Origin of the sequence: Agrobacterium sp. Azo12 (genome assembly GCF_029193765.2) — a bacterium.
Taxonomy (GTDB): domain Bacteria; phylum Pseudomonadota; class Alphaproteobacteria; order Rhizobiales; family Rhizobiaceae; genus Agrobacterium.
The window spans coordinates 22,022-44,754 of record NZ_JARFYO020000005.1; the positions used below are offsets into that span (position 1 = coordinate 22,022).

Genomic DNA, 22,733 nt, shown 5'->3' on the forward strand with positions numbered 1-22,733 from the left:
GAGGGTACTGTGAATGACAAAACCGCCGGGAAACCGGCGGTTTTTTTTATGCGATATGATGGGGCGGCGGAGGCAGGTCACTGTGTTTTGTGGTCAGCGAGCCCGGTGGATGGCCAATGATGCGTTTGAAGGCACGGCTGAATGCGGCCTGTGAGCCGTAACCGAGTTTCAGGGCGGCCGTTTCAATCGGCATATGTTCCTTGCCAATCCATTGCGAAGCAAGCCGCATGCGAAGCTCGGTTAGATAACGCAGCGGTGTTATGCCGGTCACTTCGAGAAAACGTTCGGCAAAAACCGAGCGTGACGCACCCATCTGGCTGGCAAGTTCTGCCAGAGACCAGTCGTGGCCGGGATTGTTGTGAATGGCAAGCAGAACGCGACCAAGGCGAGGATCGCGCAACGCTGCAATCCAACCGGAGGAATCGCCGCAGCCACATTCGACCCATGCCCGCACGATGAATGCTGCAACCACATCGGCAAGCCGCGCCAGAATGCCTGCAAAGCCGGCACGGGCCTGTCGCGTTTCCCGCTCCATCGCCTCCAGCATCGGCAGCAGTTCCGGGTAACGATTGATCAAGGTGCCAACAAACATCACTTCCGGCATCAATCCGACAAGCGGGTGCAGGCCGCCCAGGTCAAACTCCATGCAACCGCTGAAAACAAGGATGCGCTCAGCCACCGGTGTTTCGGGGCTGCAGGTCTTGATGGCGGTGACGGAATTGCAGAGCGGCGCAGTGTTGAAGGAACGGATGTTCTGGCAGGGCATTTCCGGGCTGGACAGCAGGGAATGTGCGCCACCACGTGGCAACAGAACGGCGTCACCGGTATTCATCTCATGCAGGCTACCGGACAGTGTTCTCAGATAGACCGGACCGCGTGCCACAAAGTGAAATTGTGCTCGTCCCTCGACCTCGCCAAACGCCAGACCAAAGGGCGGAGCAACCTCGATGCGATTGTAATTCAGGCCGACAAGTCGCATGCCCATCAGCAGTTCACTGACGAGATCCGGATCTGGCAAGGAGTGATTTTCGGACTTTCGATCAAGCATGACGGATTTTGTGACATAGATAGTCCGGCCTGTCCAGTTTATCTTCAGATCATTCCTTCCCTCCCAAAGGACAAGATGATGAACCCGACTTTTGAACCTACACAGGCTGGGGCTGGCCCGGAAACCCCTGCATGGGGTGCCGTGACCTCCATGGCGCTCGGTGTATTCGGACTGGTGACGGCAGAGTTTCTGCCCGCAAGCCTTCTCACCCCCATTGCTGCTGAACTTGGTATTACCGAAGGTGCGGCCGGACAGGCCGTTACCGTCACGGCGGTTGTTGGCATGATTGCCAGCCTGCTGATCACATCGGCTGCACGTCGCATTGACCGTCGACATCTGATGATGTTTTTCTCCGCGCTGCTGGTTGTTTCCAATCTTATGGTGGCGGCTGCCCCCGGCTTTACGCTGCTTTTGATCGGGCGTCTGCTGTTGGGCGTGGCGCTTGGCGGTTTCTGGGCAATGTCCACGGCGATCGTCATCCGCCTTGTACCGCCGCGTAATGTGCCGCGGGCCCTATCCATGGTGTTCAGCGGTGTGTCTGCTGCAACCATCGTTGCGGCGCCGATTGGAAGTTATGTCGGTGAAATGGCCGGCTGGCGTTTCGTATTCGTGCTGACGGCTGGTTTGGGTGTTATTGCTTTTATCATGCAGTATCTGACGCTGCCAAAGCTCGCCCCCTCAGGCACAAGCAGCCTGCGCACCCTTGGTACCGTTCTGACGAGGCCAGGCATCGCGCTTGGTCTCGTGGCGGCAACGCTGGTATTTGGCGGACACTTTGCGTTCTTCACTTACCTTCGTCCGTATCTGGAAATGGATATCGGTGCCAAAATCGGCATGGTCTCGGCGCTGTTGCTGGGCTTTGGATTGGCCAATTTTGTGGGCACGCTGACGGCTGGATCATTGATCGGCCGTAGCCTCAAGCTGTCGCTGGCCGTCTTGCCGCTGTTGATGGCTGCTATCGCATTCGTGATTGTGACCACACAACCGCCGCTGCCTCTGGCTGCCGTGCTTGTTGCGCTGTGGGGTTTTCTGTTTGGCGCGGTGCCGGTGTCATGGTCGACATGGCTGGCGCGCACCATTCCGGATGAAGCGGAAAGTGCCGGCGGTTTACTGGTTGCCTCCATCCAGTTTGCCATCGGCATGGGTGCGGCAGTTGGCGGCTTTATCTTCGACATGAATGGCGCAACCGGCGTTTTCGGTATCAGTGGTCTGGTGCTTGCTGTCGCCAGCATTGGCATCATTCTCGGGGTCAAGCCGCGTGCGCAGGTCAGTCTCGCCTGATCTCCTCAAAATATTGGATCATGGAAAAGCCGGGATCATCTCCCGGCTTTTTCTTTGTGTTTCAACCAGATAATCCTCTCTTGCTGCCAGTTGTCATGACTCGTCTCGGTCGATCTATTGCCATGAGTTAATCCGCCGCTTGCGCTCAGAGCGTTGCGGGTATATACCCATTATTATGGCAACCAGTAACTGTCACTGCATATTGTTGCGCCAAGCCTCCCGGAAGGTCTCGTCCTATTACGACGAGGCGTTGGCTCCGCTTGGGGTAAATATCGGTCAGTTCAGTCTGCTGAGGAAGATCAGGCGTTTGGCGCCGGCGTCACTGACCGATGTTGCTGCCGCCGCGGAATTGGACCGTTCGACGGTCGGCCGTAATGCCAAGGTACTTGAGCGTATGGGGCTGGTGGCAATTGGCCATGGCGAGGACCAGCGCGAGGCTATGTTGTCTATCACCGAGCAAGGGCAGGCGGTTCTGAATGAGGGTGCGCCGCTCTGGGACGGCGTGCAGGATGATATTGAGGCTCGGTTAGGCCCTGACAGAACGAGACAGTTACAGGAGCTGCTGGCAGCTCTCTAATTTTTATCATGAAGCGGGTATATGCATGCAAATAAGGGTATCTACCCGTATTTCGACGCAACACCAGTGATCAGGAAAGGGAAGTGCAATGTTTTCCGAACGTCTTGCTGGCTGGATGGCTGGCAAAAATCTTCATTATGGCTGGGTGGTGGCGTCGACCACATTTCTGACCATGCTAGCGACCGCCGGTGCCATGGGTTCCGCCGGCGTGATGATCCAGCCGCTGCATCAGGAATTTGGCTGGGACATTGCCGATATCTCTTTTGCCATGGCAGTGCGACTGGTGCTTTTTGGCCTTCTCGGACCGTTTGCTGCGGCCTTCATGAACCATTTTGGTGTGCGCCAAGTTGTTTTAACGGCGCTGACACTGATTGTGTTTGGCATCCTGACATCGTTTCTGATGACGGAAGTCTGGCAACTCGTCGCACTCTGGGGTGTGGTCATCGGTGTCGGCACAGGCATGACAGCGCTGGTCCTTGGCGCAACGGTCGCCACACGCTGGTTCTCGAAACGCCGCGGGCTGGTTGTTGGATTGATGACTGCCAGCAACGCAACCGGTCAGCTGGTGTTTTTACCCATTCTTGCCGCACTTACCGAAGCCTATGGCTGGCGCACAGCCCTGATGCTGGCTGTCACGGTAATCGTGTTGGCAATGCTACTCGTGCTGTTTCTGATGCGTGACTATCCGGCCGATGTTGGTTTGCCGGCCTATGGTGAGGAGACGGTGAGTGCGCGGGTAAAGCAGGATCACAAACTACTTGCCACACTTGTGTCGCCACTGCTGGTGTTGAAGGAAGTGTCTACAAACCCGGTATTCTGGGTGTTGTTCGGAACATTCTTCATCTGCGGTCTGTCTACCAACGGGCTCATTCAGACGCATTGGATTTCGATTTGCGGAGATTTTGGCATGGCTGCGGTGACGGCTGCGGGCACGCTAGCGGTTATTGGCATTTTTGATTTCTTCGGTACGGTATTTGCTGGCTGGCTGTCGGACCGTTTTGACAATCGTTTCCTGCTGTTCTGGTTTTATGGTCTGCGTGGTCTGTCGCTGATCTACCTTTCCTTTTCGGGTTTCAGTCTGGTGGAGCTGTCGATCTTCGCGGTATTTTACGGTCTGGACTGGGTTGCTACCGTTCCGCCAACCGTCAAGCTTGCGGCTGAGAATTTCGGACGCGAAAAAGCCGGTCTGGTTTTTGGTTGGGTGTTTACTGGCCACCAGCTTGGCGCTGCGACCGCCGCTTTCGGTGCCGGATATTTCAGGGATGATTTCGGAACCTATATGCCCGCTTTGCAGATCGCAGGTGTCATGTGCATGATTGCCGCTGTGTCAGTACTGCTTTTGAGAAAGCCCGGCACCACCAATCTTGCGACACCAAATTTGGCGCGGTCTTGACGTTCAAGCGGGTCGTACAGACACAGGATTGGTTTTCATGAAAAAGCCGGGAGCATATCCCGGCTTTTTTATCTTGTGTTGTTGGTTATTTCGCCAGACCGGCCAAAACCTTGACCAGCCCCTGTGTGGAACTGTCATGGCCATCGGCCTTTTCCTTGCCTTCCACAACCGGCAGCAGGCCCGTTGCCAGTTCCTTGCCAAGCTCCACGCCCCACTGGTCGAAGGAGTTGATACGGAACAGCACGCCTTCCACGAAAACGCGGTGTTCATAGAGTGCGATCAGGCGACCAAGCGCAAATGGTGTCAGTTGGTCATACACGAAGGTGATCGAGGGGCGGTTGCCGGTAAAGACGCGATGTGGCGCAATGAAATCGGCCTGTTTGTCGTCCATGCCCTTTGAGGTCAGCTGTGCCTTGGCTTCTGCCAGTGTGCGACCCTTCATCAGTGCCTCTGACTGGGCAAGGCAATTGGAAATCAGCAACTGGTGCTGATGACGCAATTCTTTCTCAAAGCCGTTGGCGGCAATCATGAATTCAGCCGGGATGATGCTCGTTCCCTGGTGAATCAGCTGATAGAATGCATGCTGTCCATTGGTGCCGGGTTCACCCCATACGACCGGGCCTGACTGACCTTCAACGGCTTTGCCGTCAATCGTGACGCCCTTGCCGTTGGATTCCATGTCGAGCTGCTGCAAATAGGCAGGGAAGCGCGAAAGCCGCTGGTCGTAAGGCAGAATGGCGCGGGTTGGATAATCCAGCACATTGCGATGGTAAAAACCGATAAGGCCCAGCAGCATTGGCAGGTTTTGACGGAATGGCGCTTCGCGGAAGTGCTTGTCCATCGCATGCGCGCCATCAAGGAACTTGCCGAAGTTTTCAGGCCCGATGGCAATCATCAATGGCAGACCAATTGCCGACCAAATGGAGTAGCGTCCGCCGACCCAATCCCAGAAACCAAAAATACGATCACTTTCGATGCCGAACGCGGCGACCTTGTCCAATGCGGTCGATACTGCGCAGAAGTGGTTCTTTACGGCGTCTTCACCCAGTTTGTCGGCGATGAACTTGCGTGCCGTTGCCGCATTGGTCATCGTTTCGATGGTGGTGAATGTTTTTGATGCAACGATGAACAGTGCTTTCTCAGGATCAATTGATTTCAGCGTGTCGGCAATATGCGCGCCATCGATGTTAGATACGAAGTGCGCACGTGGACCATCGTGGAATGGTGCGAGTGACAATGTCGCCATGACCGGGCCGAGGTCCGAACCACCAATGCCGATATTGATGACGTCGGTGATCTTTTTGCCGGTTGCGCCTTTCAGTGTGCCCAAGCGGATTGCATCGGCGAACTTGCCCATGGCGGCGAGAACGCCGTTGACATCAGGCATCACGTCCTTGCCGTCAACCACGACCGGAGTGTTGGAACGGTTGCGCAAAGCTGTGTGCAATACGGCGCGATCTTCGGTGAAGTTGATCGCCTTGCCGGAGAACATGTCTTCGCGTTTTTCAGCAACGCCACCTGCCGTTGCCAGCTTTTCAAGCAGGTCAACAATCTCGGCATTCACTGCGCATTTGGAATAATCCATCAGCAGATCGTCAAAACGGGCGCTGAAATTGTCGAAACGCTTTGCGTCATTGGCGAAAGCGGCCCTGATATCTGTTGCGGATGTGGCCGCAGCCGTAGATTTCAGGTTTTCGATGATAGCCTGCATGGAATGTTCCTCAGTTCCGTGGAAGGATGCAGAAACTATTCCCTTTCAGCAGGCCAAATCAAGGCGCGTATTTGACAAAAGAACGATGTTCTTGCCGACCATCGTTCTGTCGCTGAATGATACCGTCTTCAGCTGCGCAGTTCGCGTCGCAGGATCTTGCCGACATTGGTTTTTGGCAGCTCTGTTCTGAACTCGATCTGGCGTGGGCGTTTGTAGTTGGTCATGTTCTCAGCACAGAACGCCTTGAGTTCTTCTGCCGTCAGGTTCGGGTCTTTTTTGACTACGAATAGTTTAACGGCTTCACCGGACCGTTCATCTGGAATGCCAACCACGGCGCATTCCAGCACGCCGGGATGTGAAGCGACCACTTCTTCGATTTCATTGGGGTACACGTTGAAGCCGGAAACCAGGATCATGTCCTTCTTGCGGTCCACGATTTTGGTGTAACCGCGCTCATCCATGAAGCCCATGTCGCCGGAGCGGAAGTAACCATCCGCTGCCATGACCTTGGCGGTTTCATCCGGTCTTTGCCAGTAGCCGGCCATGACTTGCGGGCCACGAATGCAGATTTCTCCAACCTCGCCAAATGGCAGGCTGTTATCGTTTTCATCCCGAATATCCACTTCGGTGGACGGAATAGGCAGGCCAATGGTGCCTGTGAAATCATTGACATCTAGCCGGTTGACGGTTGCCACTGGTGATGTCTCGGACAGACCATACCCTTCGCTGATCGGGCGGCCGGTTACCGACATCCAACGTTCCGCCACGGGTCTTTGAACAGCCATGCCGCCGCCGAGCACAAGAAGAAGCTCGGAGAAATCAAGCGTCTTGAAGTCGTCATTGTTCAAAAGTGCATTGAACAGGGTGTTGATGCCGGGGAATACGTGAAAGCGATGATGGCGCATTTCCTTGATAAGCGCCGGAATATCACGCGGATTGGCAATCAGCACGTTGTTAGCACCCAGTGCCACGCCCATCAGCGAGTTCACCGTCAATGCAAAGATGTGGCAAAGCGGCAGGGCGCAGAGGAAAGTCATGCTTTCCGGGCGTTGTTTGCCGGCCAGTGCCGAATCAAGCCACAGCGAAATCTGCGCCTTGTTGGCCAAAAGATTGTTGTGCGTCAGCACAGCACCCTTGGAGATTCCTGTGGTACCGCCGGTATATTGCAGAAACGCCACGTCTTCTGGTGCAATATCGGTATGCACCATTTTCAAGCGGTTCGCCTCCTTCATCATGTCCGTGTAGCGGATCGCACAGGAGATCGACCATTTGGGCACGATCTTCTTGACTCGGCGCAGCACGAAATTGATCAGGATACCCTTGGCGCCGAACACGTCACCAATCGAAGCAACAACGACATTTTGAATATCGGTGCCAATGATGGCCTGCTGGGCCGTATGGGCAAAGTTCTCCAGTACAAACAGGACTTTTGCACCGGAATCCTTCAACTGATAGGTCAGTTCACGGGCGGTGTAGAGCGGGTTGATGTTAACGACAATCATGCCTGCCCGCAGAATACCGTAAACAGCAATCGGGTTTTGCAGGATATTGGGCATCATCACCGCAATACGGTCACCCTTGCGGAAACCGTGGGCCTGCAGCCAGGCTGCGACCTTGCGTGTTTCCTGTTCAAGTTCAGCGTAGGTGATCGACTTACCCATGCTGGTGAAGACTTTGCGGCCAGCATAAGCGGCGCAGTTTTTCTCCATCAGATCGCGCAAGGAGTTATAAGCCGATGACGGAATTTCCGCTGGCACACCTTCCGGATAGGAAGCAAGCCACGGTTTATCCTTTGCAGAACCTTCAGGTTTAGTTTTGAACGCGTCGTTCATGCCGCTCCTCCCAGCGTAACTTATCGCACAGCGTTTTGTGTGAGGCAAATAGCTGTCACCCGCTGTCCATGCCGTTCCGGTCCTCCAACCGAATTAGCTGCCTGATCAAAATGTATGTAACTCTAACGTACACGTCAATCTCACTGTAACGATTGTTACAGTCAAAAATACGCGACCGGATTACGCAATTTGGACCGGTGCTGACGGATGGCGCAAGAGGCGGTGGCAAACATCACCCTTTCGACGTGTCTATTTCGGTAGGGACTACAATTTTCCGCCGAAAATCCGCTTTCGTGCCCATTCGCCCGCGGGTTGGTTTTGACTTTAATCCTGATTTGCGCGATCAACAAAGAATATCGGCCTGTATGCATGGAATAACGTGAATGACTGTCGCTGCACTTGAGTTGAAAAACATCGGTAAACGGTTTGGTGCGACCGATGTGTTGAACAACATCGATCTCACGGTCAACAGCGGTGAAATCATCTGCCTGGTCGGGCGTTCCGGTTGCGGCAAGTCGACGCTTTTGAGAATTATTGCCGGTGTTGAAACTCCGGATCAGGGCACGCTGATGATGAATGGCCGGGAGATTGCCGGGCCGTCGTCATTTGTCGAACCTGAAAACCGCAATATCGGCTTCGTCTTTCAGGATTATGCACTGTTCCCGCATTTGACCGTTGAGCGAAATGTGATGTTTGGACTCAAGGGCGTGCCAAAGGACGAGGCACGTGAGCGTGCCAATACCCTGATCGACCATGTCGGACTGCGGGCATTGGCAACCCGTTATCCACACACGCTTTCCGGTGGTGAACAGCAGCGCGTGGCGCTGGCAAGAGCGCTTGCTCCGCGTCCGGCTATCCTGCTGATGGATGAACCCTTCTCCAATCTCGACCGTGGCCTGCGAGACAGCGTGCGCGAAGAGACGCTTTCACTACTACGTGGTCTCGGCACTACGGCTATCATGGTCACACATGATCCCGAGGAAGCGCTGTCTGCCGGTGATCGTGTGGTGCTGATGCAGCAAGGCCAAATCGTACAAACCGGCAGTGGATATGATCTGCACGATAGACCAAATTGCCGTTATGCGGCGGATTTTTTCTGTGCCTTCAACAAGGTCAATGGCGTCATTCGCAATGGCCGGATTGAAACCGGGTTGGGTGCCTTTACGACGCCTGAAAAACTTCCCGAGGGTGCGCAGGCCGTTGCCTATATTCGTCCCAGTGCCATTTCCCTGTCGGCAAACGGTGCGCTGAACGGCTCGGTAGAAGGTGTTATCTCCGGCAGAACCTTCCTTGGCGAGATCGAGCAACTCAATATCCAGGTTCCCGGCATGAGTGAAAATCTGCGCGTGCGCAGCATGGATCGCCTGCCTCAAGGCGTTGATCGTGTGCAGCTTAAGGTGAAGCAGGAAACGGTTCTTGTTTTCATCTAGGGTTGTATTTGCGTCGGTATCCACTGTGTTTTTGGTGTGCTATCAACTTAAAGTGAGTATTTTCTCCGAATTTGCCAGTGCATAAACTTGACATCCTTTGTCATGTATGATGCAGACCGCCTGTAACTTTTCTTAGGAGTACAGGGGATTAAGATGAGCAAAGTCATTTCTTTCAAGACAGCACTTCTCGCAAGCGTGTTCATGGCGGGTGCAGCTCAGGCAACTGAACTGAACATCTACACGACACGCGAACCGGCTCTTCTTCAGCCGCTTCTCGATTCCTTCACCACCAACAGCGGCATCAAGGTCAATACCGTATTCCTGAAAGACGGCCTGGCTGAGCGCGTTCTGAGCGAGGGCGCCAGCTCTCCTGCAGACATCCTGATGACCGTTGATGCTGGTAACCTCGTTGACTTGGTTGAAAAGGGTGTGACGCAGGCCGTTGATTCCGCCGTTCTCAAGGAAGCCGTTCCAGCTGAACTGCGTGACGCCGACGGCAACTGGTTTGCACTTTCGATGCGCGCCCGCGTTCTCTACGCTGCCAAGGATCTTGATCTGGTGTCCTTCAACTATGAAGACCTCGCTGATGCCAAGTGGAAGGGCAAGGTGTGCATTCGTTCTGGCCAGCACCCGTACAACACGGCCCTGTTTGCTGACTACGTCGCCCATTACGGTGCAGAAGAAACTGAAAAGTGGCTCGCTGGCGTCAAGGACAACCTCGCTCGCAAGGCTGGTGGCGGTGACCGTGATGTTGCCAAGGATATCCTCGGCGGCATTTGCGATATCGGTATTGCCAACTCCTATTATGTTGGCCTGATGCGTTCGGGCAAGGGTGGTGAAGACCAGATCAAGTGGGGCGAAGCGATCAAGGTCGTTCTGCCAACCTTCAAGAACGGCGGTACGCAGGTCAACATATCGGGCGCTGCTGTTGCCAAGAACGCGCCCAACAAGGACAACGCTGTAAAGCTGCTTGAGTATCTGGTCTCCGCAGAAGCCCAGAAAATCTACGCGGAAGCCAACTACGAATATCCGGTCAGACAGGGTGCTTCTGTCGACCCGATCATTGCTTCGTTCGGCGAACTGAAGATCGACAACAAGACGCTTTCGGAAATCGTTACCCACCGCAAACAGGCCAGCGAACTGGCTGAAAAGGTTGGCTTCGACAACTGATAATCAGTTTGTTACATGCTACCGAGGCGCTCGTTTTTGAACGGGCGCCTTTGGCCGTTTAAAATGCTATTCGGCCAAGATGATAGTTCTCACCTGAAGAGCAGGTCGATACGTGAGCCTTACCCCAGCCGTCGAATCCGCAAGCAAGGCCAGACGTCGTAAACTGGAAATCTGGCTGGTTGGCGCTGTGTTGATTGCGCTTTTGGCGCTGGTGCCGGTCCTGGCATTGCTTTTTGAAGCGGCGCAGGGCTCGCAAGGTCTGTGGGCGCATCTGGCGTCATCGGTACTGGCAACGGCATTGCCCGACACGCTGGTTCTGCTTGTTGGCGTCGGGGTCATTGCCGGAGTTGTTGGAACGCTTGCCGCCTGGCTGGTGGCCGCACATGATTTTCCCGGTCGCAAGATACTGGAATGGGCGCTGCTTTTGCCGCTGGCCATGCCGACCTACATCGTCGCTTACGCCTATCTCGACATCCTGCATCCGATCGGTCCGGTGCAGGAATTGGTCCGCTGGGTATTGGGTTACTCCAGCCCGCGCGAGTTTCGACTGTCGGATATTCGCTCGACCACTGGATGCATCATCCTGCTCAGCTTTGTGCTGTACCCTTATGTCTACATTCCCGTGCGGGCGATGTTCATGACTCAGGCCGGCAATTTGATCGAGGCGGCACGTAGCCTTGGCGCGTCTCGTACCGGTGTTTTTGTACGGGTTGCGGTGCCATTGGCGCGTCCGGCCATAGCGGTTGGCATCAGCCTCGCACTGATGGAAGCGCTGAATGATATCGGTGCGTCCGAGTTTCTTGGTGTACGAACGCTGACGGTGTCCGTCTACACGACATGGGTCACCCGTTCCGATCTGCCGGGTGCATCGCAGATCGCCCTGTTCATGCTGTTCATCGTCGTTGCTCTTGTTGCCTTGGAACGGTGGGCGCGTCGCAGACCGCGGTATTCCGTATCTGCGCAGCGCAATCATCCGCTGCAGCCTCTGCGGCTATCCGGGCTCAAGGGCTGGCTGGCATTTCTCGCGGGAAGCCTGCCGATCCTGGTGGGCTTCGTGTTCCCGGCGATCTATCTGGTTATCGAAGCCTGGAAGCGCTTCCGCTTCAGCGGGCTTTCTCCCCGTCTCATCGGTGAGGCAGGCAATACGCTTGTGTTTGCAGGCGTTGCGACAGCCGTAACGTTACTATGTGGCATCATCGTTGTTTACGCCATGCGGCTAAGGCCCGGTGCAACCAGCCGGTGGAGCTACCGTTTGTCGACAATCGGTTATGCAGCACCTGGTACGGTGATAGCGATTGGCGTGTTGATCGCGCTCGGCGCTTTTGATCGCTTGGTCGATGCGACTGCGCAAAGTTGGTTTGGCGTTTCAACCGGTCTTTTGATGATCGGTAGCGGCGGAGCGCTGATCTTTGCCTATACGGCGCGATTTTTGACCATTGCTGCTGGCGGTGTTGATGCCGGTTTCAGCCGCATACCGCACTCCTTTGATCATGCGTCGCGAACACTCGGTCGCTCTGCCGGTAGCACCTTTCGTCATGTGCATTTTCCACTGTCGCGGGCGGCGCTGGCCGCTGCAGGTTTGCTGGTGTTTGTCGACTGCGTGAAGGAGCTTCCGGCAACGCTTCTTCTGCGTCCGTTGAATTTTGAAACCTTCGCCACCCACCTTTACGGCGAGGCAGCTCGCGGTACCTATGAGGAAGCCTCAATTGCGGCGCTGGCCATTGTAGTCATCGGTATATTGCCTGTGATCCTGCTTGCCCGCGTCGGTCGGATTGAAACCACCCGTCGATAAGGTTTCCTGGCCGGCAAAAAGACGGGATTGTTTCAAAACGGGACATTTCGCGTGGTTTCATATCAGCACATACCTCGTCCTGTGTCCTTTGTATTTTATTCATTAGGCAAGTCTAATTAAATGAAATGAATTAAAGGAACTGCTGATGTAGTTTCGCTTTCAATGGTTTGTAGCCGCTCGTGGCTAACAACATTTGGAGGAAGATCATGAAAACAATAACAAGCAGCCTTCTCGTCTCCGCCTGCCTTCTTATGCCCGTGGGTGCCTACGCTCTCGACATCAATGTTGGTGGTGAAAAAGGTGTGAGCGTCAGCGTCGATGCAAAAGACGGGCTGGATGCGGGTGCCTCGGTTGGCGGTCGTGATGGCGTTAATGCAGGCGCTTCCGTTGGTGGCCGCAGCAGTGGCGGTCTCGGTGCTGATGTCAGCGCATCGGTTGGTGGTCGCGATGGCGTCAATGCCGATGTCGGAGCCACGGTTGGCGGTCGCGACCTTGCCAGTGCCAATGCAAAAGCCTCGGTTGGTGGCGACCGTGGATTGAAGGCCAATGTCGGGCTGAATGCCGGAACCGGTGGTGTCAATCTGGGTGTGGGTCTCGGTCTTGGTGGCACCACCACGACGACACCTGGCACACCAGGAAACCCTGGCGTCAACAATCCCGGTACCAAAAATCCGGCCCTGCGTCGCGCGATAGTCGGCTACAACAACATGTCTCGTCCGGAGCAGATCCGGCTGGCACGTCGCTGTGTCGATATCCTTGGTAGCGGTGGTTATGATGCGGCGCTGACCCAGCTCTGCCGCATGATCCAGATGGCGTCGCGCTAAACCGACCCTTGATCTTACGTAACGTAAAATCCATCACCCGCAGATGTCTTTGCGGGTGATTTATTCGTCCTTTGACAGTTGCCGTGTTGTTGATCAGGCGCCGCGCCGGCCCAGCGACATGATCCGCTGACGCAACATACGCGCAATACTGCGGGTGTTACGATACATATGGACCTGTGACGAAACTTGCCGCACATCGCGGTCGCTTTTCTGTGTCAAGCCGATGATCAATGTTCCCATCTCTTCACGCTCTTTCCAGAAGCGGCTCATGATGGGGTGATCTTCAACCGCGCAACTGTCGGTCCGTAAAATATTGGCGTCATCAAGGTGCCAGTCCGTCAGCTTCCATGTCAGCAGCTTGCCGGGCGAATATTTTGAGTAGTTTTCGTTGTAGGCCGTTTTCCAGGTGTATGCTTCGCCTTGCGCCATCAGTACCACCATGGAGGCGATCGACTGTCCGTCGAGGTCGATGGTGTGAATACGGGCCGCATCGTTTTCTGCAAGGTTGTTGATGCCTTCACGCGCAAACGCAGCGCGGTAACGGTCATCCACCAATGCAGAGCGTTTGCGCCCCTTCCAGCCGCTGGCTTCCAATGCCAAAAATTCTTCCAGACGGAAACGAATGTCCTTTGGCTGACGGGCCACATTGTAGGTCAGCGTACCGACCTTCTCCAAAAGCCGCCACTGCCGGCGCATTTCGCGCAGGTGATTGGAGGCCAATGTTTCTTTCAGATAGGCCTCGCCATCCTCATAGCTTTGCAGCATCGGACGTTGATGTTGTTCAGCGGTTGCCAGTGGCAGGTTGCGGCTGAGTGCTATGGCTTTCAGCATACGCGCAAACGGTCCATCCAGGCGCAGGTCCGGTAGAACGAGAACGTCGGGCAGATCGGCGCGGTCATCGCTTAAGGCGTCAAGCAGGGTGTCAATGGTTTCGGCCGCGGCTTCGGTATCCACCAGCGGCGTGCCAAGTGGTCCAAACGGATTGGCCCAGACACGAATAACGGATGGACCTATCGAAAAACCAGGCTTTTCGACCGAGAACGGCATCAGCAGGCGCATGCGGCTGCGCTGCTCATTGCGGTCGCGGATCAGCGCAAAACGTACAGCGCGCTCATCGATACGTGTCATGGCCGGTGCCAGAAGACGACCGGTGAAAAAGACGTTCGGTTCCATCACGCGGTTGGTGAGGAAGTCGAGTTCTTCTTGCAAGTCATAGCCCAGTTGTGCGGGATATATGCAGAACTCTCGGCCCTCGCGACCAATCTGCAGGGTCTTGTCAGCAGAAGGGGCAACCGTATCGCTCATGCCACTGGCCTTTGCGCCTGCTGGCGTCTCAACCGTTTGCATGTCGGTGGGGCGCTGGTTGGGGGTCATGATCATGCTGCCTTTTTCCGGTCGGCACGCGCAAATGGAAACTTGAAAGCAAACAGCACAATGCCAAGCGTATGGCGTACCGCGACATGCAACAGAACGGTTTCGATGACCGTAATTGCTGCCGTTGCAATTGCTGCTCCGATCAGTCCGTAAAGCGGCGTCAGGGTCAGATAGAGAATGATGCCGCACACCAGAGTTGCGACGTAAATACCAACACACAGTTTCTGGTGTCCGGTCATGTTCAGCAGTGCCTCCGCCGGTCCAATACTGGCCTTGGCCAGGAAACCGGCAAACAGAATGAACATCAAACTATAACCCTGGGTGAAGGCGGGTCCGAAGAGAGAGAGTAACAGAGGTCCGGCCAGCAGTACACAGGCGCCGATACCGAGCGACGGCCAGAATGTCCAGCGCGCTGACTGACCGGCAAAGGTGGATAGTCCTTCGCGGTCATTGTCGGCGATCAGGGCTGCAAAACGCGGTGATGCGGCAGCCTTAACGGCAAAAAAGACGAATTGCACCAGAATGATGGTTTTGGCGGCGGCGAAATAAATGCCGACATGATCGGGTGGCAGGTAAAAGCCGACCACCAATACATCGGCGTTGGTCATCATGAAGCCGATGCCGTCGATGACGAAAATCGGCAGTGCGAAGTGAAACCACTGACTGAAATGGATGGTTCTTTTGCCGCGATCGAATGTGTGATCCAGCCTCTTGCTGATCAGCAGCAGTTGCAGAACAGTTGTCGTGTAGGCGGCTGCCAATCCGGCAACCATTGCCGTTGTGGCAGTGTGAGGTTCGCCCGCCAGTATGGCGATCAGCATATAGATCAGGATCAAGAGCGGGCGTACGATGTAGGTTGGACTGAGAGCGGAAACAGGCCAGCCACTAGCTCTGGCCGTGCCATCCAGCACATCACCGAGTGCGATCATTGGCAGGATCAGGGCGCCCAGAAAGGTCGGAACCAGATAATAGTCCGGTATCATGTCGCCGAAGAAATACAGGAAGGCAGCACCGGCTGCGGCCATCAGACTTGCAGAGACGAGTGCAAAAATACGCGCTGTGGCGGTCAGGCCGCGGATCAGATGGTTGTCGCCCGCTGCCTTGTATCCCGGCAGAAAACGGATGACGGTGGCGTGGAAACCGAGACAGGACATGTTGCCGAGCAGAATGACCATGACCCAAACAAAGGCGAAAATGCCGTAGTCAAATTCACCCATCAGACGGGCAAGCATGATCTGCGATACGAAGGCTATGCCAGCACTGATAATGCGGATCAGGAAGGCGATCAGCGCCATGCGTTGGGCGCGCGTTGCTTCGGTTTCGCCGGATAAAATTCGTGCGGTTCCGAGCCTTACCGCTGCGACTTTGCAGCGAAGACTATCGGGCAGGATTTTTTCCGCCGCATAGAGAACCGTCATGATGGTCACGCAATACTTCCAAAGCCACCGGGCTATGCGCAGCCTAGCCTGCGCCAGTTAACGAAGGGTATTGGCTGCACAAAATTGATGTGTTTTCGGTACCTTGCACGTCAAGGTTTTTGCGAACGGGACAGGCTTTACTGTTGACCTGTTTCAGGTTTCCGGCATGAAAGGAACGGGTTGTTTGCGGCGCGGGAAAAGTCCCAGCACCAGCATACATCCGGTAATGATAACAACGGCACCACCCAACTGCAAAACTGAAAGTGGTTCGTGCAATACCAGCGCGCCAATCAGCACCGCTATAATGGTAACGGCAAACTCCACGCTGATGGCCTTGGTGGCTCCGATCTTGGAAACCAGCCAAAAATAGGTGATGTAAGTCAAAGCACTCATCACCATGGCAAGCGTGAAAAGATAAAAGAAATCAACGGGTCCCGGTATCGCGCGGAAGGGGACAGCGAGCAGCAGCGGCAATGTGATAAAGCCGCCGGCCAGAAATGAGCCGATGGTGATTTCCCACGAACCGGTGCCTTTCAGGCTGCGGCTGGCATAGTTGCTGCCAAAGGCAGCGCAGATACAACCGACAAGGCAGGCACCACAGCCAAGCACGAAGGACAGTGTAACTGGTACGGTTGGAAAACCAACCAGCAGGATGATGCCGCCGGCGCCGAGTAGCAGCCCGACCAGCCCCTGTACTGTCATTTTCTCCAATCCCCAGAACTGGCTGATCAACATGGAGAACAGGGGAATGGTGGCAACGATGATTGCGGCCATCGCAGTCCCAATCAACGGAGTGCCGTAGGACAGGCCGACAAGCTGACCAGCAACAGTGGTCGCGCCCACAATGGCAAAGGCACGCCATCCAGCGCCAAAGTTCAGTTTACGGCCGGTCAGCTTTGCGATCAAAAGCAACATTAGGCTGGCAATGAAACAGCGGGTTGTCACTGCGCCCACCCAGCCGAATGTTTCGACAACGCGTAACATCAACAGGAATGACAAACCCCACGCGACAGCGAGGAAAATGTATGCGGCGATTGCACCCGGTTTCATAAGACTATCCAGAAAGAGAGGCGGTTCTGGCGGCACAGTTATGAGAGGCTTTGACAGGCGTCAATCAAATTGTATGCGGCGAGAATACCGCCCGACAACCGATGGCGCATGAGTGTCTCCCCTTGCGCCATCCTGACATCCGCAGGTCGTGTTGGCCGACCAATTATTCTTCGATCGTGTATTCGCTCAGTTCACACAGGTTCTGTGTGTCTTCCGTTGTGTCCAAGTCAGCGCTGCCTTCAAACTCGAAACGCATGTCGTATTCACAGACATCACGACCGTCAGTAATGGTGACAGTGCCGCTTTCACCGGGCTTGAGAACTTGGCTGCCAAACACATCGCCTTCCCAGTTATCTACACCCACTGGCGAAGTATAAAAATGGGTCAGGACAGAGTTCGTGCCATTGATGAGCTTGAACACAAGGTCTTCAGCCATCGAAGGCGTAGCTGCGGCCACACAAAGTGCTGCCGTTACGATCGCAGTTTTGAAGTTGAACATGATTTTTCCATCCAGCTCATGAGCGAGCGGGTAATCATTAAAATAAAACCAACAAGAACTGGTAAATCTGCCTACTGATTTTTCGCCGATCCTGCGCAAGCGTCCTTGCTGTCCGTGACTACAAAAAAGCCTGCAAACGAGGTTTGCAGGCCTTTTGAATTTTTTTTGTCGCTGAACAGGCAATCAGGCCTGATCAAAAACGCCGTGGCAATGTTTGTATTTCTTGCCGGAGCCGCAAGGGCAAAGCTCGTTGCGACCGATCTTGCCCCAGGTTGCGGGGTTGTTCGGATCACGATCTTCCGGAGCAACGTAGGCCAGACCCATTGCAAAAGCCGGTTCGTTCATCTCGTCTTCGCCGGTATTCGGGTCTGCGTGATGAGCGGTCATTTCCGGCAGTTCGGCAGGCTGTGGTGGTTCCTGAACCAGTTCAACACGCATCAACTGGGTGGTGACGGCTTCGCGCAGATTGGCAAGCAGTGCCTGGAACAGTTCGAATGCTTCGGCCTTGTATTCCTGCAGCGGGTCGCGCTGGGCATAACCGCGGAAACCGACGACGGAGCGCAGGTGATCGAGGTTGACGATGTGCTCGCGCCACAGGTGGTCGATGGTCTGCAGAAGGATAGAGCGTTCGACATAGGTCATCAGCTCTTCGCCGAAACGCTCGCGACGGTCTGCTGCGTATTTTTCGGTGGCTTCCGTGATGCGCTGGAGAATGTCATCTTCAGCAATGCCTTCTTCCTTGGCCCAGTCTTCGATAGGCAGGTCAAGGTTGAGGAACTGGGCAACACCGGCCTTTAGGCCAGCGGTATCCCATTGTTCGGCATAAGCATGTTCAGGAATGTGCTTCTGCACCAGCATGTCGATGACTTCGCTGCGCATGTCGGCAACGGTTTCGCTGATGTTCTGTGCATCCATCAGTTCCAGACGCTGGTCGAAGATCACCTTACGCTGATCGTTGAGAACGTCGTCGTATTTCAGCAGGTTTTTACGCGTTTCGAAGTTGCGGGCTTCAACCTTCTTCTGGGCGCGCTCAAGGGCCTTGTTGATCCAGGGGTGGACGATTGCCTCACCATCCTTCAGGCCAAGTTTCTGCAGCATGCTGTCCATGCGCTCGGAGCCGAAGATGCGCATCAGGTCATCCTGAAGCGACAGGTAGAACTTCGAACGGCCCGGGTCACCCTGACGACCCGAACGACCACGCAACTGGTTATCGATACGGCGGCTTTCGTGGCGCTCTGTCGCGATGACGTAAAGACCGCCAGCAGCCAGTGCTTTTTCCTTGAGAACCTTGATCTCTTCGCGGATCGCCTTTTCTTTTGCGTCGCGCTCGGCGCTTGGCTCCATACCGTCGAGTTCGCGCTCAAGACGCATGTCGACGTTGCCGCCAAGCTGAATGTCGGTACCGCGACCAGCCATGTTGGTGGCGATGGTGACAGCGCCGGGAACGCCGGCCTGTGACACGATGTAGGCTTCCTGCTCGTGGTAGCGGGCGTTCAGAACCTGGAAATTCTCGAAACCAGTCTGACGCAGCATGGTGGCAAGCAATTCCGATTTTTCAATCGATGTGGTGCCAACCAGAACCGGTTGATTGCGGTCATGGGCTGCGCGGATTTCGGTGATGATCGCCTTGTATTTCTCTTCACCGGTCCGGTAGATCTCATCATCCTCGTCGATACGCTGGATCGGCAGGTTGGTGGGAACTTCGATAACATCTAGGCCGTAGATGTTGCTGAATTCTTCCGCTTCGGTCGATGCCGTACCGGTCATGCCGGCAAGCTTCTTGTACATACGGAAGTAATTCTGGAAGGTGATCGAGGAAAGCGTCTGGTTTTCCGGCTGGATCTGAACCTTTTCCTTGGCTTCAAGCGCCTGGTGCTGGCCTTCCGAATAACGGCGGCCTGGCATCATACGTCCGGTAAATTCATCAATGATGACGATCTCATCATTGCGGACAATGTAGTCCTTGTCGCGGGTGAACAGCTTGTGAGCCTTCAACGCGTTGTTGATGTGGTGAACGATTGCAACGTTCTCGACATCGTAAAGCGATTCACCCTTCAACAGGCCAGCAGCGCGCAGCAGGTTTTCCAGCTTTTCGGTGCCTTCCTCGGAGAAGTTGGCCGAACGTTGCTTCTCGTCGATTTCGTAATCGGCAGCATCAAGCAGAGGGATGAAAGCGTCGATCGTGTTGTAAAGATCGGAACGGTCATCAAGCGGGCCGGAAATGATCAGTGGCGTCCGCGCTTCATCGACGAGGATCGAGTCCACTTCGTCGACGATGGCGTAGTGGTGGCCGCGCTGAACCATCTGGGCGCGATCATATTTCATGTTGTCGCGCAGATAGTCGAAACCAAGCTCGTTGTTGGTCGCGTAGGTGATATCGCAGGCATAGGCCGCGTGACGCTCTTCGTCGGAAAGACCATGCACGACGATGCCGGTGGTCAGTCCAAGGAAGCTATAGAGCCTGCCCATGATGGTGGCGTCGCGGGAGGCGAGGTAATCGTTCACCGTCACCACGTGTACGCCCTTGCCCTCAAGCGCGTTCAGATAAACCGCCAGTGTTGCCACAAGCGTTTTACCTTCACCGGTCTTCATTTCCGATATGGCGCCCTCATTGAGGATCATACCACCAGTCAGCTGCACATCGAACGGGCGCATGCCCAGAACGCGGCGCGATGCTTCACGGCAAACGGCAAAGGCCGGAATAATCAGGTCTTCCAGTTTCTTGCCATCTGCAAGCTGCTGGCGGAATTCGACGGTCTTTGCGGAGAGCGCCTCATCGGAAAGAGCCTTAGTGGCTTCTTCCAGCGCGTTGATGGCTGCGATCTTGCTTTTAAACGAACGGACACGGCGTTCATTGGCCGAACCGAACAACTTGCGGGCGATGCCGCCTAGACTGACCATCTTGCTGGCCCTTTCTGAAGTGCCGTTTCCGCTTCGTGCTGCGACCGTCAGAGCTTTTCACAAACAAATGACGGCTTTCGCCCGGAAACGTATCTGGACGCGAGGTTGCGTGACAGATAAGAGGGGGGGCAAATGATGTCAACGGTTCTGCCGGTTACAGAATGGCCACAATCCAATGTTTGGAACATTTTCCAGCCGGAAGTGCCATGTGGAACCCGGCATAGTCTCCGAAAGGTTTATTATGTTGCGCTATAACAAAATTGCCGCCGCCGTAATCGTGGCGACGCTTGGCCTTCAACTTCCAGCTTTTGCGCAGGAAGACGCCGTTGTTGCAAAAGTGGGCGATCTGGAAATTCACCAGTCCGAACTTGATCTGGCAATTGCCAATCTCGACCCGCAATTTGCCCAGTTTCCCGATGAGCAGAAAAAAGTTGCAGCTCTGTCGTCCATCATCGATGTGAAGCTGCTGGTAAAGGATGCTGATGCGGAAGGTCTCAGAGACACCGACGCTTTCAAGAACCGCGTCAATTTCATCACTGAGCGCGAACTTCACAATGCTTACTTCCTCAAGCACGTTTCCGACGCCGTGACGCCTGAAGAGGTCAAGGCACGCTACGACAAGGAAGTCGCTGCGATGCCACAGGAAGAAGAAGTTCACGCCCGTCATATTCTGGTTGAGTCTGAAGACGTGGCCAAGGATGTCATCAAGCAGCTTGATGAAGGCAAGGATTTTGCTGAAATCGCCAAAGAGAAGTCCACTGATTCCAACAAGGATGAGGGTGGCGATCTCGGCTGGTTCGGCAAGGGCCGCATGGTGCCAGAATTCGAACAGGCTGCTTTCGCTCTCGAAAAGGGCGCTTACACCAAGACCCCGGTCAAGAGCCAGTTCGGCTTTCACGTGATCAAGCTGGAAGACAAGCGTATTGCACCACCACCGCCATTTGATCAGGTCGAGCAGCAGGTTCGCCAGATGGTCATGCGCGAAAAATATGTTGCGCTGATTGAAAAGGCAAAGACCGAGCAGAAGATCGACATCATGGATCCGGCGCTCAAGACTGGCTACGACGAAGTCAACAAAGCGCAGGACGCTGAGGCGGCACAGCCGCAGCCGCAGCCATAATCGATATTTCGCGGGGCGGTCATTACCGCCCCGTTTTCCATAGCCCCACCCCGTTTCTGTCAGGTTCCGTCATGTCCGTTGCCGTTTCTCCGCTCGCCCCCAAATCCTATCCCGAAATGCCTTCCTTGCGCGGTGTGCGCATGGCAACGGCGGCAGCTGGCATAAAATACAAGAACCGCACAGACGTTTTGATGATGGTCTTCGACAAGCCGGCCAGTGTTGCCGGTGTTTTCACCAAGTCGAAGTGCCCGTCTGCGCCAGTTGATTTCTGCCGCGCCAACCTTGCACATGGCGTTGCCCGCGCAGTGGTCGTCAATTCCGGTAACGCCAACGCCTTCACCGGCGTAAAGGGCAAGCAGGCCACCACGCTGACGGCGCAATCTGCAGCCGCTGCTGTTGGATGCGGCGAAAACGAAGTTTATCTTGCTTCGACCGGTGTTATTGGCGAACCGCTCGACGCGACAAAGTTTGCAGGCGTTCTTGGCCAAATGCACAGCGACGCGACTGGTGATTTCTGGAAGCAGGCTGCTGAAGCCATCATGACCACGGACACCTATCCAAAGGTTGCGACCCGCACTGCCGACATTGGCGGCGTGAAGGTGACAATCAATGGTATCGCCAAGGGTGCGGGCATGATTGCGCCTGACATGGCGACCATGCTCTCCTTTGTGGTGACCGATGCCGATATTGCGCCTGAAGCGCTTCAGGCGCTGTTGTCCGCCGGTGTTGGCCCGACTTTCAATTCGGTTACGGTTGATAGCGATACATCGACCTCCGACACATTGATGCTGTTTGCCACGGGTGCCGCTGCCGCTGATGGCCAGGCCCGTGTTGAAAAGGGCGATGATGCTCGCCTCGCGTCCTTCCGTGAAGCGCTAAACGATCTGCTCAAGGATCTTGCACTGCAGGTGGTTCGCGATGGCGAAGGCGCACGCAAGATGGTTGAAGTGACGGTCACCGGCGCGGAAAATGATGCCGCTGCCAAAAAGATTGCACTTTCGATTGCCAATTCGCCGTTGGTCAAAACAGCTGTGGCCGGCGAAGACGCCAATTGGGGCCGTGTCGTAATGGCCGTTGGCAAGTCCGGTGAAATGGCTGACCGCGACCTTCTGGCCATCTGGTTTGGCAATGTTCGTGTTGCCGTTAATGGTGAACGTGATCCGGCCTATTCGGAAGCGGAAACAACTGCGGTCATGAAGCTGGAAGATATTGCTGTCAAGGTGGATATCGGTCTTGGCAATGGCGCCGCTACGGTTTGGACCTGTGATCTGACCAAGGAATATGTGGCGATCAACGGTGACTACCGGAGCTGA

General features: G+C 55.1%; 17 protein-coding genes. 9 read left to right on the top strand and 8 right to left on the bottom strand.

Annotated elements, in window-relative coordinates:
- Positions 1 to 46: 46 nt before the first annotated feature.
- Positions 47 to 1,048 carry an AraC family transcriptional regulator gene (locus PYL13_RS26725; protein ID WP_192491448.1) on the bottom strand — a complete coding sequence of 334 codons (1,002 nt, stop codon included), beginning with the start codon at positions 1,046 to 1,048 and terminating at the stop codon, positions 47 to 49.
- Positions 1,049 to 1,126: 78 nt separating this feature from the next.
- Here PYL13_RS26725 and PYL13_RS26730 point away from each other — a divergent pair, with 78 nt between their 5' ends.
- The 3 genes from PYL13_RS26730 (at position 1,127) to PYL13_RS26740 (ending at position 4,299) form a co-directional block, all read left to right on the top strand.
- Positions 1,127 to 2,329 (top strand): MFS transporter, encoded by a 1,203-nt coding sequence (locus PYL13_RS26730; RefSeq protein ID WP_275643776.1) that lies wholly within the window; start codon positions 1,127 to 1,129, stop codon positions 2,327 to 2,329.
- 175 nt (positions 2,330 to 2,504) lie between these two features.
- A complete protein-coding gene (locus PYL13_RS26735; protein WP_275643775.1) occupies positions 2,505 to 2,906 on the top strand; it encodes a MarR family winged helix-turn-helix transcriptional regulator in 402 nt (133 codons plus the stop codon).
- A gap of 88 nt (positions 2,907 to 2,994) precedes the next feature.
- Positions 2,995 to 4,299, top strand: coding sequence for an MFS transporter (locus tag PYL13_RS26740; protein WP_275643774.1), 1,305 nt, complete (start codon positions 2,995 to 2,997; stop codon positions 4,297 to 4,299).
- 85 nt (positions 4,300 to 4,384) lie between these two features.
- On the opposite strand, the gene pgi is transcribed toward PYL13_RS26740, so the two are convergent.
- Entirely contained in the window at positions 4,385 to 6,010 is a 1,626-nt protein-coding gene (gene pgi / locus PYL13_RS26745) for a glucose-6-phosphate isomerase (RefSeq protein ID WP_275643773.1), read from the bottom strand.
- Between the two features lie 128 nt (positions 6,011 to 6,138).
- Positions 6,139 to 7,842, bottom strand: a complete 1,704-nt coding sequence (locus PYL13_RS26750; protein ID WP_259149351.1) for a long-chain-fatty-acid--CoA ligase — start codon at positions 7,840 to 7,842, stop codon at positions 6,139 to 6,141.
- Positions 7,843 to 8,225: 383 nt separating this feature from the next.
- Here PYL13_RS26750 and PYL13_RS26755 point away from each other — a divergent pair, with 383 nt between their 5' ends.
- The 4 genes from PYL13_RS26755 (at position 8,226) to PYL13_RS26770 (ending at position 13,058) form a co-directional block, all read left to right on the top strand.
- A complete protein-coding gene (locus PYL13_RS26755; RefSeq protein ID WP_275643772.1) occupies positions 8,226 to 9,272 on the top strand; it encodes an ABC transporter ATP-binding protein in 1,047 nt (348 codons plus the stop codon).
- 153 nt (positions 9,273 to 9,425) lie between these two features.
- The gene (locus tag PYL13_RS26760; RefSeq protein ID WP_192491442.1) at positions 9,426 to 10,442 is read left to right on the top strand and encodes an extracellular solute-binding protein; all 1,017 of its coding nucleotides are present in this window, start codon (positions 9,426 to 9,428) and stop codon (positions 10,440 to 10,442) included.
- Between the two features lie 112 nt (positions 10,443 to 10,554).
- Entirely contained in the window at positions 10,555 to 12,234 is a 1,680-nt protein-coding gene (locus PYL13_RS26765; RefSeq protein ID WP_441296710.1) for an ABC transporter permease, read from the top strand.
- A gap of 206 nt (positions 12,235 to 12,440) precedes the next feature.
- Positions 12,441 to 13,058 carry a hypothetical protein gene (locus PYL13_RS26770; RefSeq protein ID WP_250985611.1) on the top strand — a complete coding sequence of 206 codons (618 nt, stop codon included), beginning with the start codon at positions 12,441 to 12,443 and terminating at the stop codon, positions 13,056 to 13,058.
- 93 nt (positions 13,059 to 13,151) lie between these two features.
- On the opposite strand, the gene PYL13_RS26775 is transcribed toward PYL13_RS26770, so the two are convergent.
- The 5 genes from PYL13_RS26775 to secA form a co-directional block, all read right to left on the bottom strand.
- Positions 13,152 to 14,363 (bottom strand): GNAT family N-acetyltransferase, encoded by a 1,212-nt coding sequence (locus PYL13_RS26775; protein WP_250985633.1) that lies wholly within the window; start codon positions 14,361 to 14,363, stop codon positions 13,152 to 13,154.
- Between the two features lie 71 nt (positions 14,364 to 14,434).
- A complete protein-coding gene (locus tag PYL13_RS26780) occupies positions 14,435 to 15,850 on the bottom strand; it encodes a lipopolysaccharide biosynthesis protein (protein WP_275643786.1) in 1,416 nt (471 codons plus the stop codon).
- A 153-nt stretch (positions 15,851 to 16,003) separates the two neighbouring features.
- Complete coding sequence (locus PYL13_RS26785) at positions 16,004 to 16,900, bottom strand: DMT family transporter (RefSeq protein ID WP_275643771.1); 897 nt, start codon at positions 16,898 to 16,900, stop codon at positions 16,004 to 16,006.
- A gap of 163 nt (positions 16,901 to 17,063) precedes the next feature.
- Positions 17,064 to 17,399 carry a hypothetical protein gene (locus PYL13_RS26790; RefSeq protein WP_250985613.1) on the bottom strand — a complete coding sequence of 112 codons (336 nt, stop codon included), beginning with the start codon at positions 17,397 to 17,399 and terminating at the stop codon, positions 17,064 to 17,066.
- A gap of 183 nt (positions 17,400 to 17,582) precedes the next feature.
- On the bottom strand, positions 17,583 to 20,300 hold the full coding sequence (gene secA, locus PYL13_RS26795; RefSeq protein WP_259149341.1) for a preprotein translocase subunit SecA: 2,718 nt from the start codon (positions 20,298 to 20,300) through the stop codon (positions 17,583 to 17,585).
- Positions 20,301 to 20,541: 241 nt separating this feature from the next.
- On the opposite strand from secA, the gene PYL13_RS26800 reads away from it, so the two are divergent.
- On the top strand, positions 20,542 to 21,420 hold the full coding sequence (locus PYL13_RS26800; RefSeq protein ID WP_250985615.1) for a peptidylprolyl isomerase: 879 nt from the start codon (positions 20,542 to 20,544) through the stop codon (positions 21,418 to 21,420).
- A 71-nt stretch (positions 21,421 to 21,491) separates the two neighbouring features.
- Positions 21,492 to 22,733 (top strand): bifunctional glutamate N-acetyltransferase/amino-acid acetyltransferase ArgJ, encoded by a 1,242-nt coding sequence (argJ, locus tag PYL13_RS26805; protein ID WP_250985616.1) that lies wholly within the window; start codon positions 21,492 to 21,494, stop codon positions 22,731 to 22,733.

Excerpts from the sequence above, each read along its gene's own strand:
- PYL13_RS26755 (WP_275643772.1), top strand. The coding sequence starts at position 8,226 with ATGACTGTCGCTGCACTTGAGTTGAAAAACATCGGTAAACGGTTTGGT.
- PYL13_RS26800 (WP_250985615.1), top strand. The coding sequence starts at position 20,542 with ATGTTGCGCTATAACAAAATTGCCGCCGCCGTAATCGTGGCGACGCTT.
- pgi (WP_275643773.1), bottom strand. The coding sequence starts at position 6,010 with ATGCAGGCTATCATCGAAAACCTGAAATCTACGGCTGCGGCCACATCC.
- PYL13_RS26735 (WP_275643775.1), top strand. The coding sequence starts at position 2,505 with ATGGCAACCAGTAACTGTCACTGCATATTGTTGCGCCAAGCCTCCCGG.
- PYL13_RS26780 (WP_275643786.1), bottom strand. The coding sequence starts at position 15,850 with ATGACGGTTCTCTATGCGGCGGAAAAAATCCTGCCCGATAGTCTTCGC.
- PYL13_RS26740 (WP_275643774.1), top strand. The coding sequence starts at position 2,995 with ATGTTTTCCGAACGTCTTGCTGGCTGGATGGCTGGCAAAAATCTTCAT.
- PYL13_RS26750 (WP_259149351.1), bottom strand. The coding sequence starts at position 7,842 with ATGAACGACGCGTTCAAAACTAAACCTGAAGGTTCTGCAAAGGATAAA.
- PYL13_RS26790 (WP_250985613.1), bottom strand. The coding sequence starts at position 17,399 with ATGTTCAACTTCAAAACTGCGATCGTAACGGCAGCACTTTGTGTGGCC.
- PYL13_RS26760 (WP_192491442.1), top strand. The coding sequence starts at position 9,426 with ATGAGCAAAGTCATTTCTTTCAAGACAGCACTTCTCGCAAGCGTGTTC.
- argJ (WP_250985616.1), top strand. The coding sequence starts at position 21,492 with ATGTCCGTTGCCGTTTCTCCGCTCGCCCCCAAATCCTATCCCGAAATG.
- PYL13_RS26730 (WP_275643776.1), top strand. The coding sequence starts at position 1,127 with ATGAACCCGACTTTTGAACCTACACAGGCTGGGGCTGGCCCGGAAACC.
- PYL13_RS26785 (WP_275643771.1), bottom strand. The coding sequence starts at position 16,900 with ATGAAACCGGGTGCAATCGCCGCATACATTTTCCTCGCTGTCGCGTGG.
- secA (WP_259149341.1), bottom strand. The coding sequence starts at position 20,300 with ATGGTCAGTCTAGGCGGCATCGCCCGCAAGTTGTTCGGTTCGGCCAAT.
- PYL13_RS26725 (WP_192491448.1), bottom strand. The coding sequence starts at position 1,048 with ATGCTTGATCGAAAGTCCGAAAATCACTCCTTGCCAGATCCGGATCTC.
- PYL13_RS26775 (WP_250985633.1), bottom strand. The coding sequence starts at position 14,363 with ATGAGCGATACGGTTGCCCCTTCTGCTGACAAGACCCTGCAGATTGGT.
- PYL13_RS26770 (WP_250985611.1), top strand. The coding sequence starts at position 12,441 with ATGAAAACAATAACAAGCAGCCTTCTCGTCTCCGCCTGCCTTCTTATG.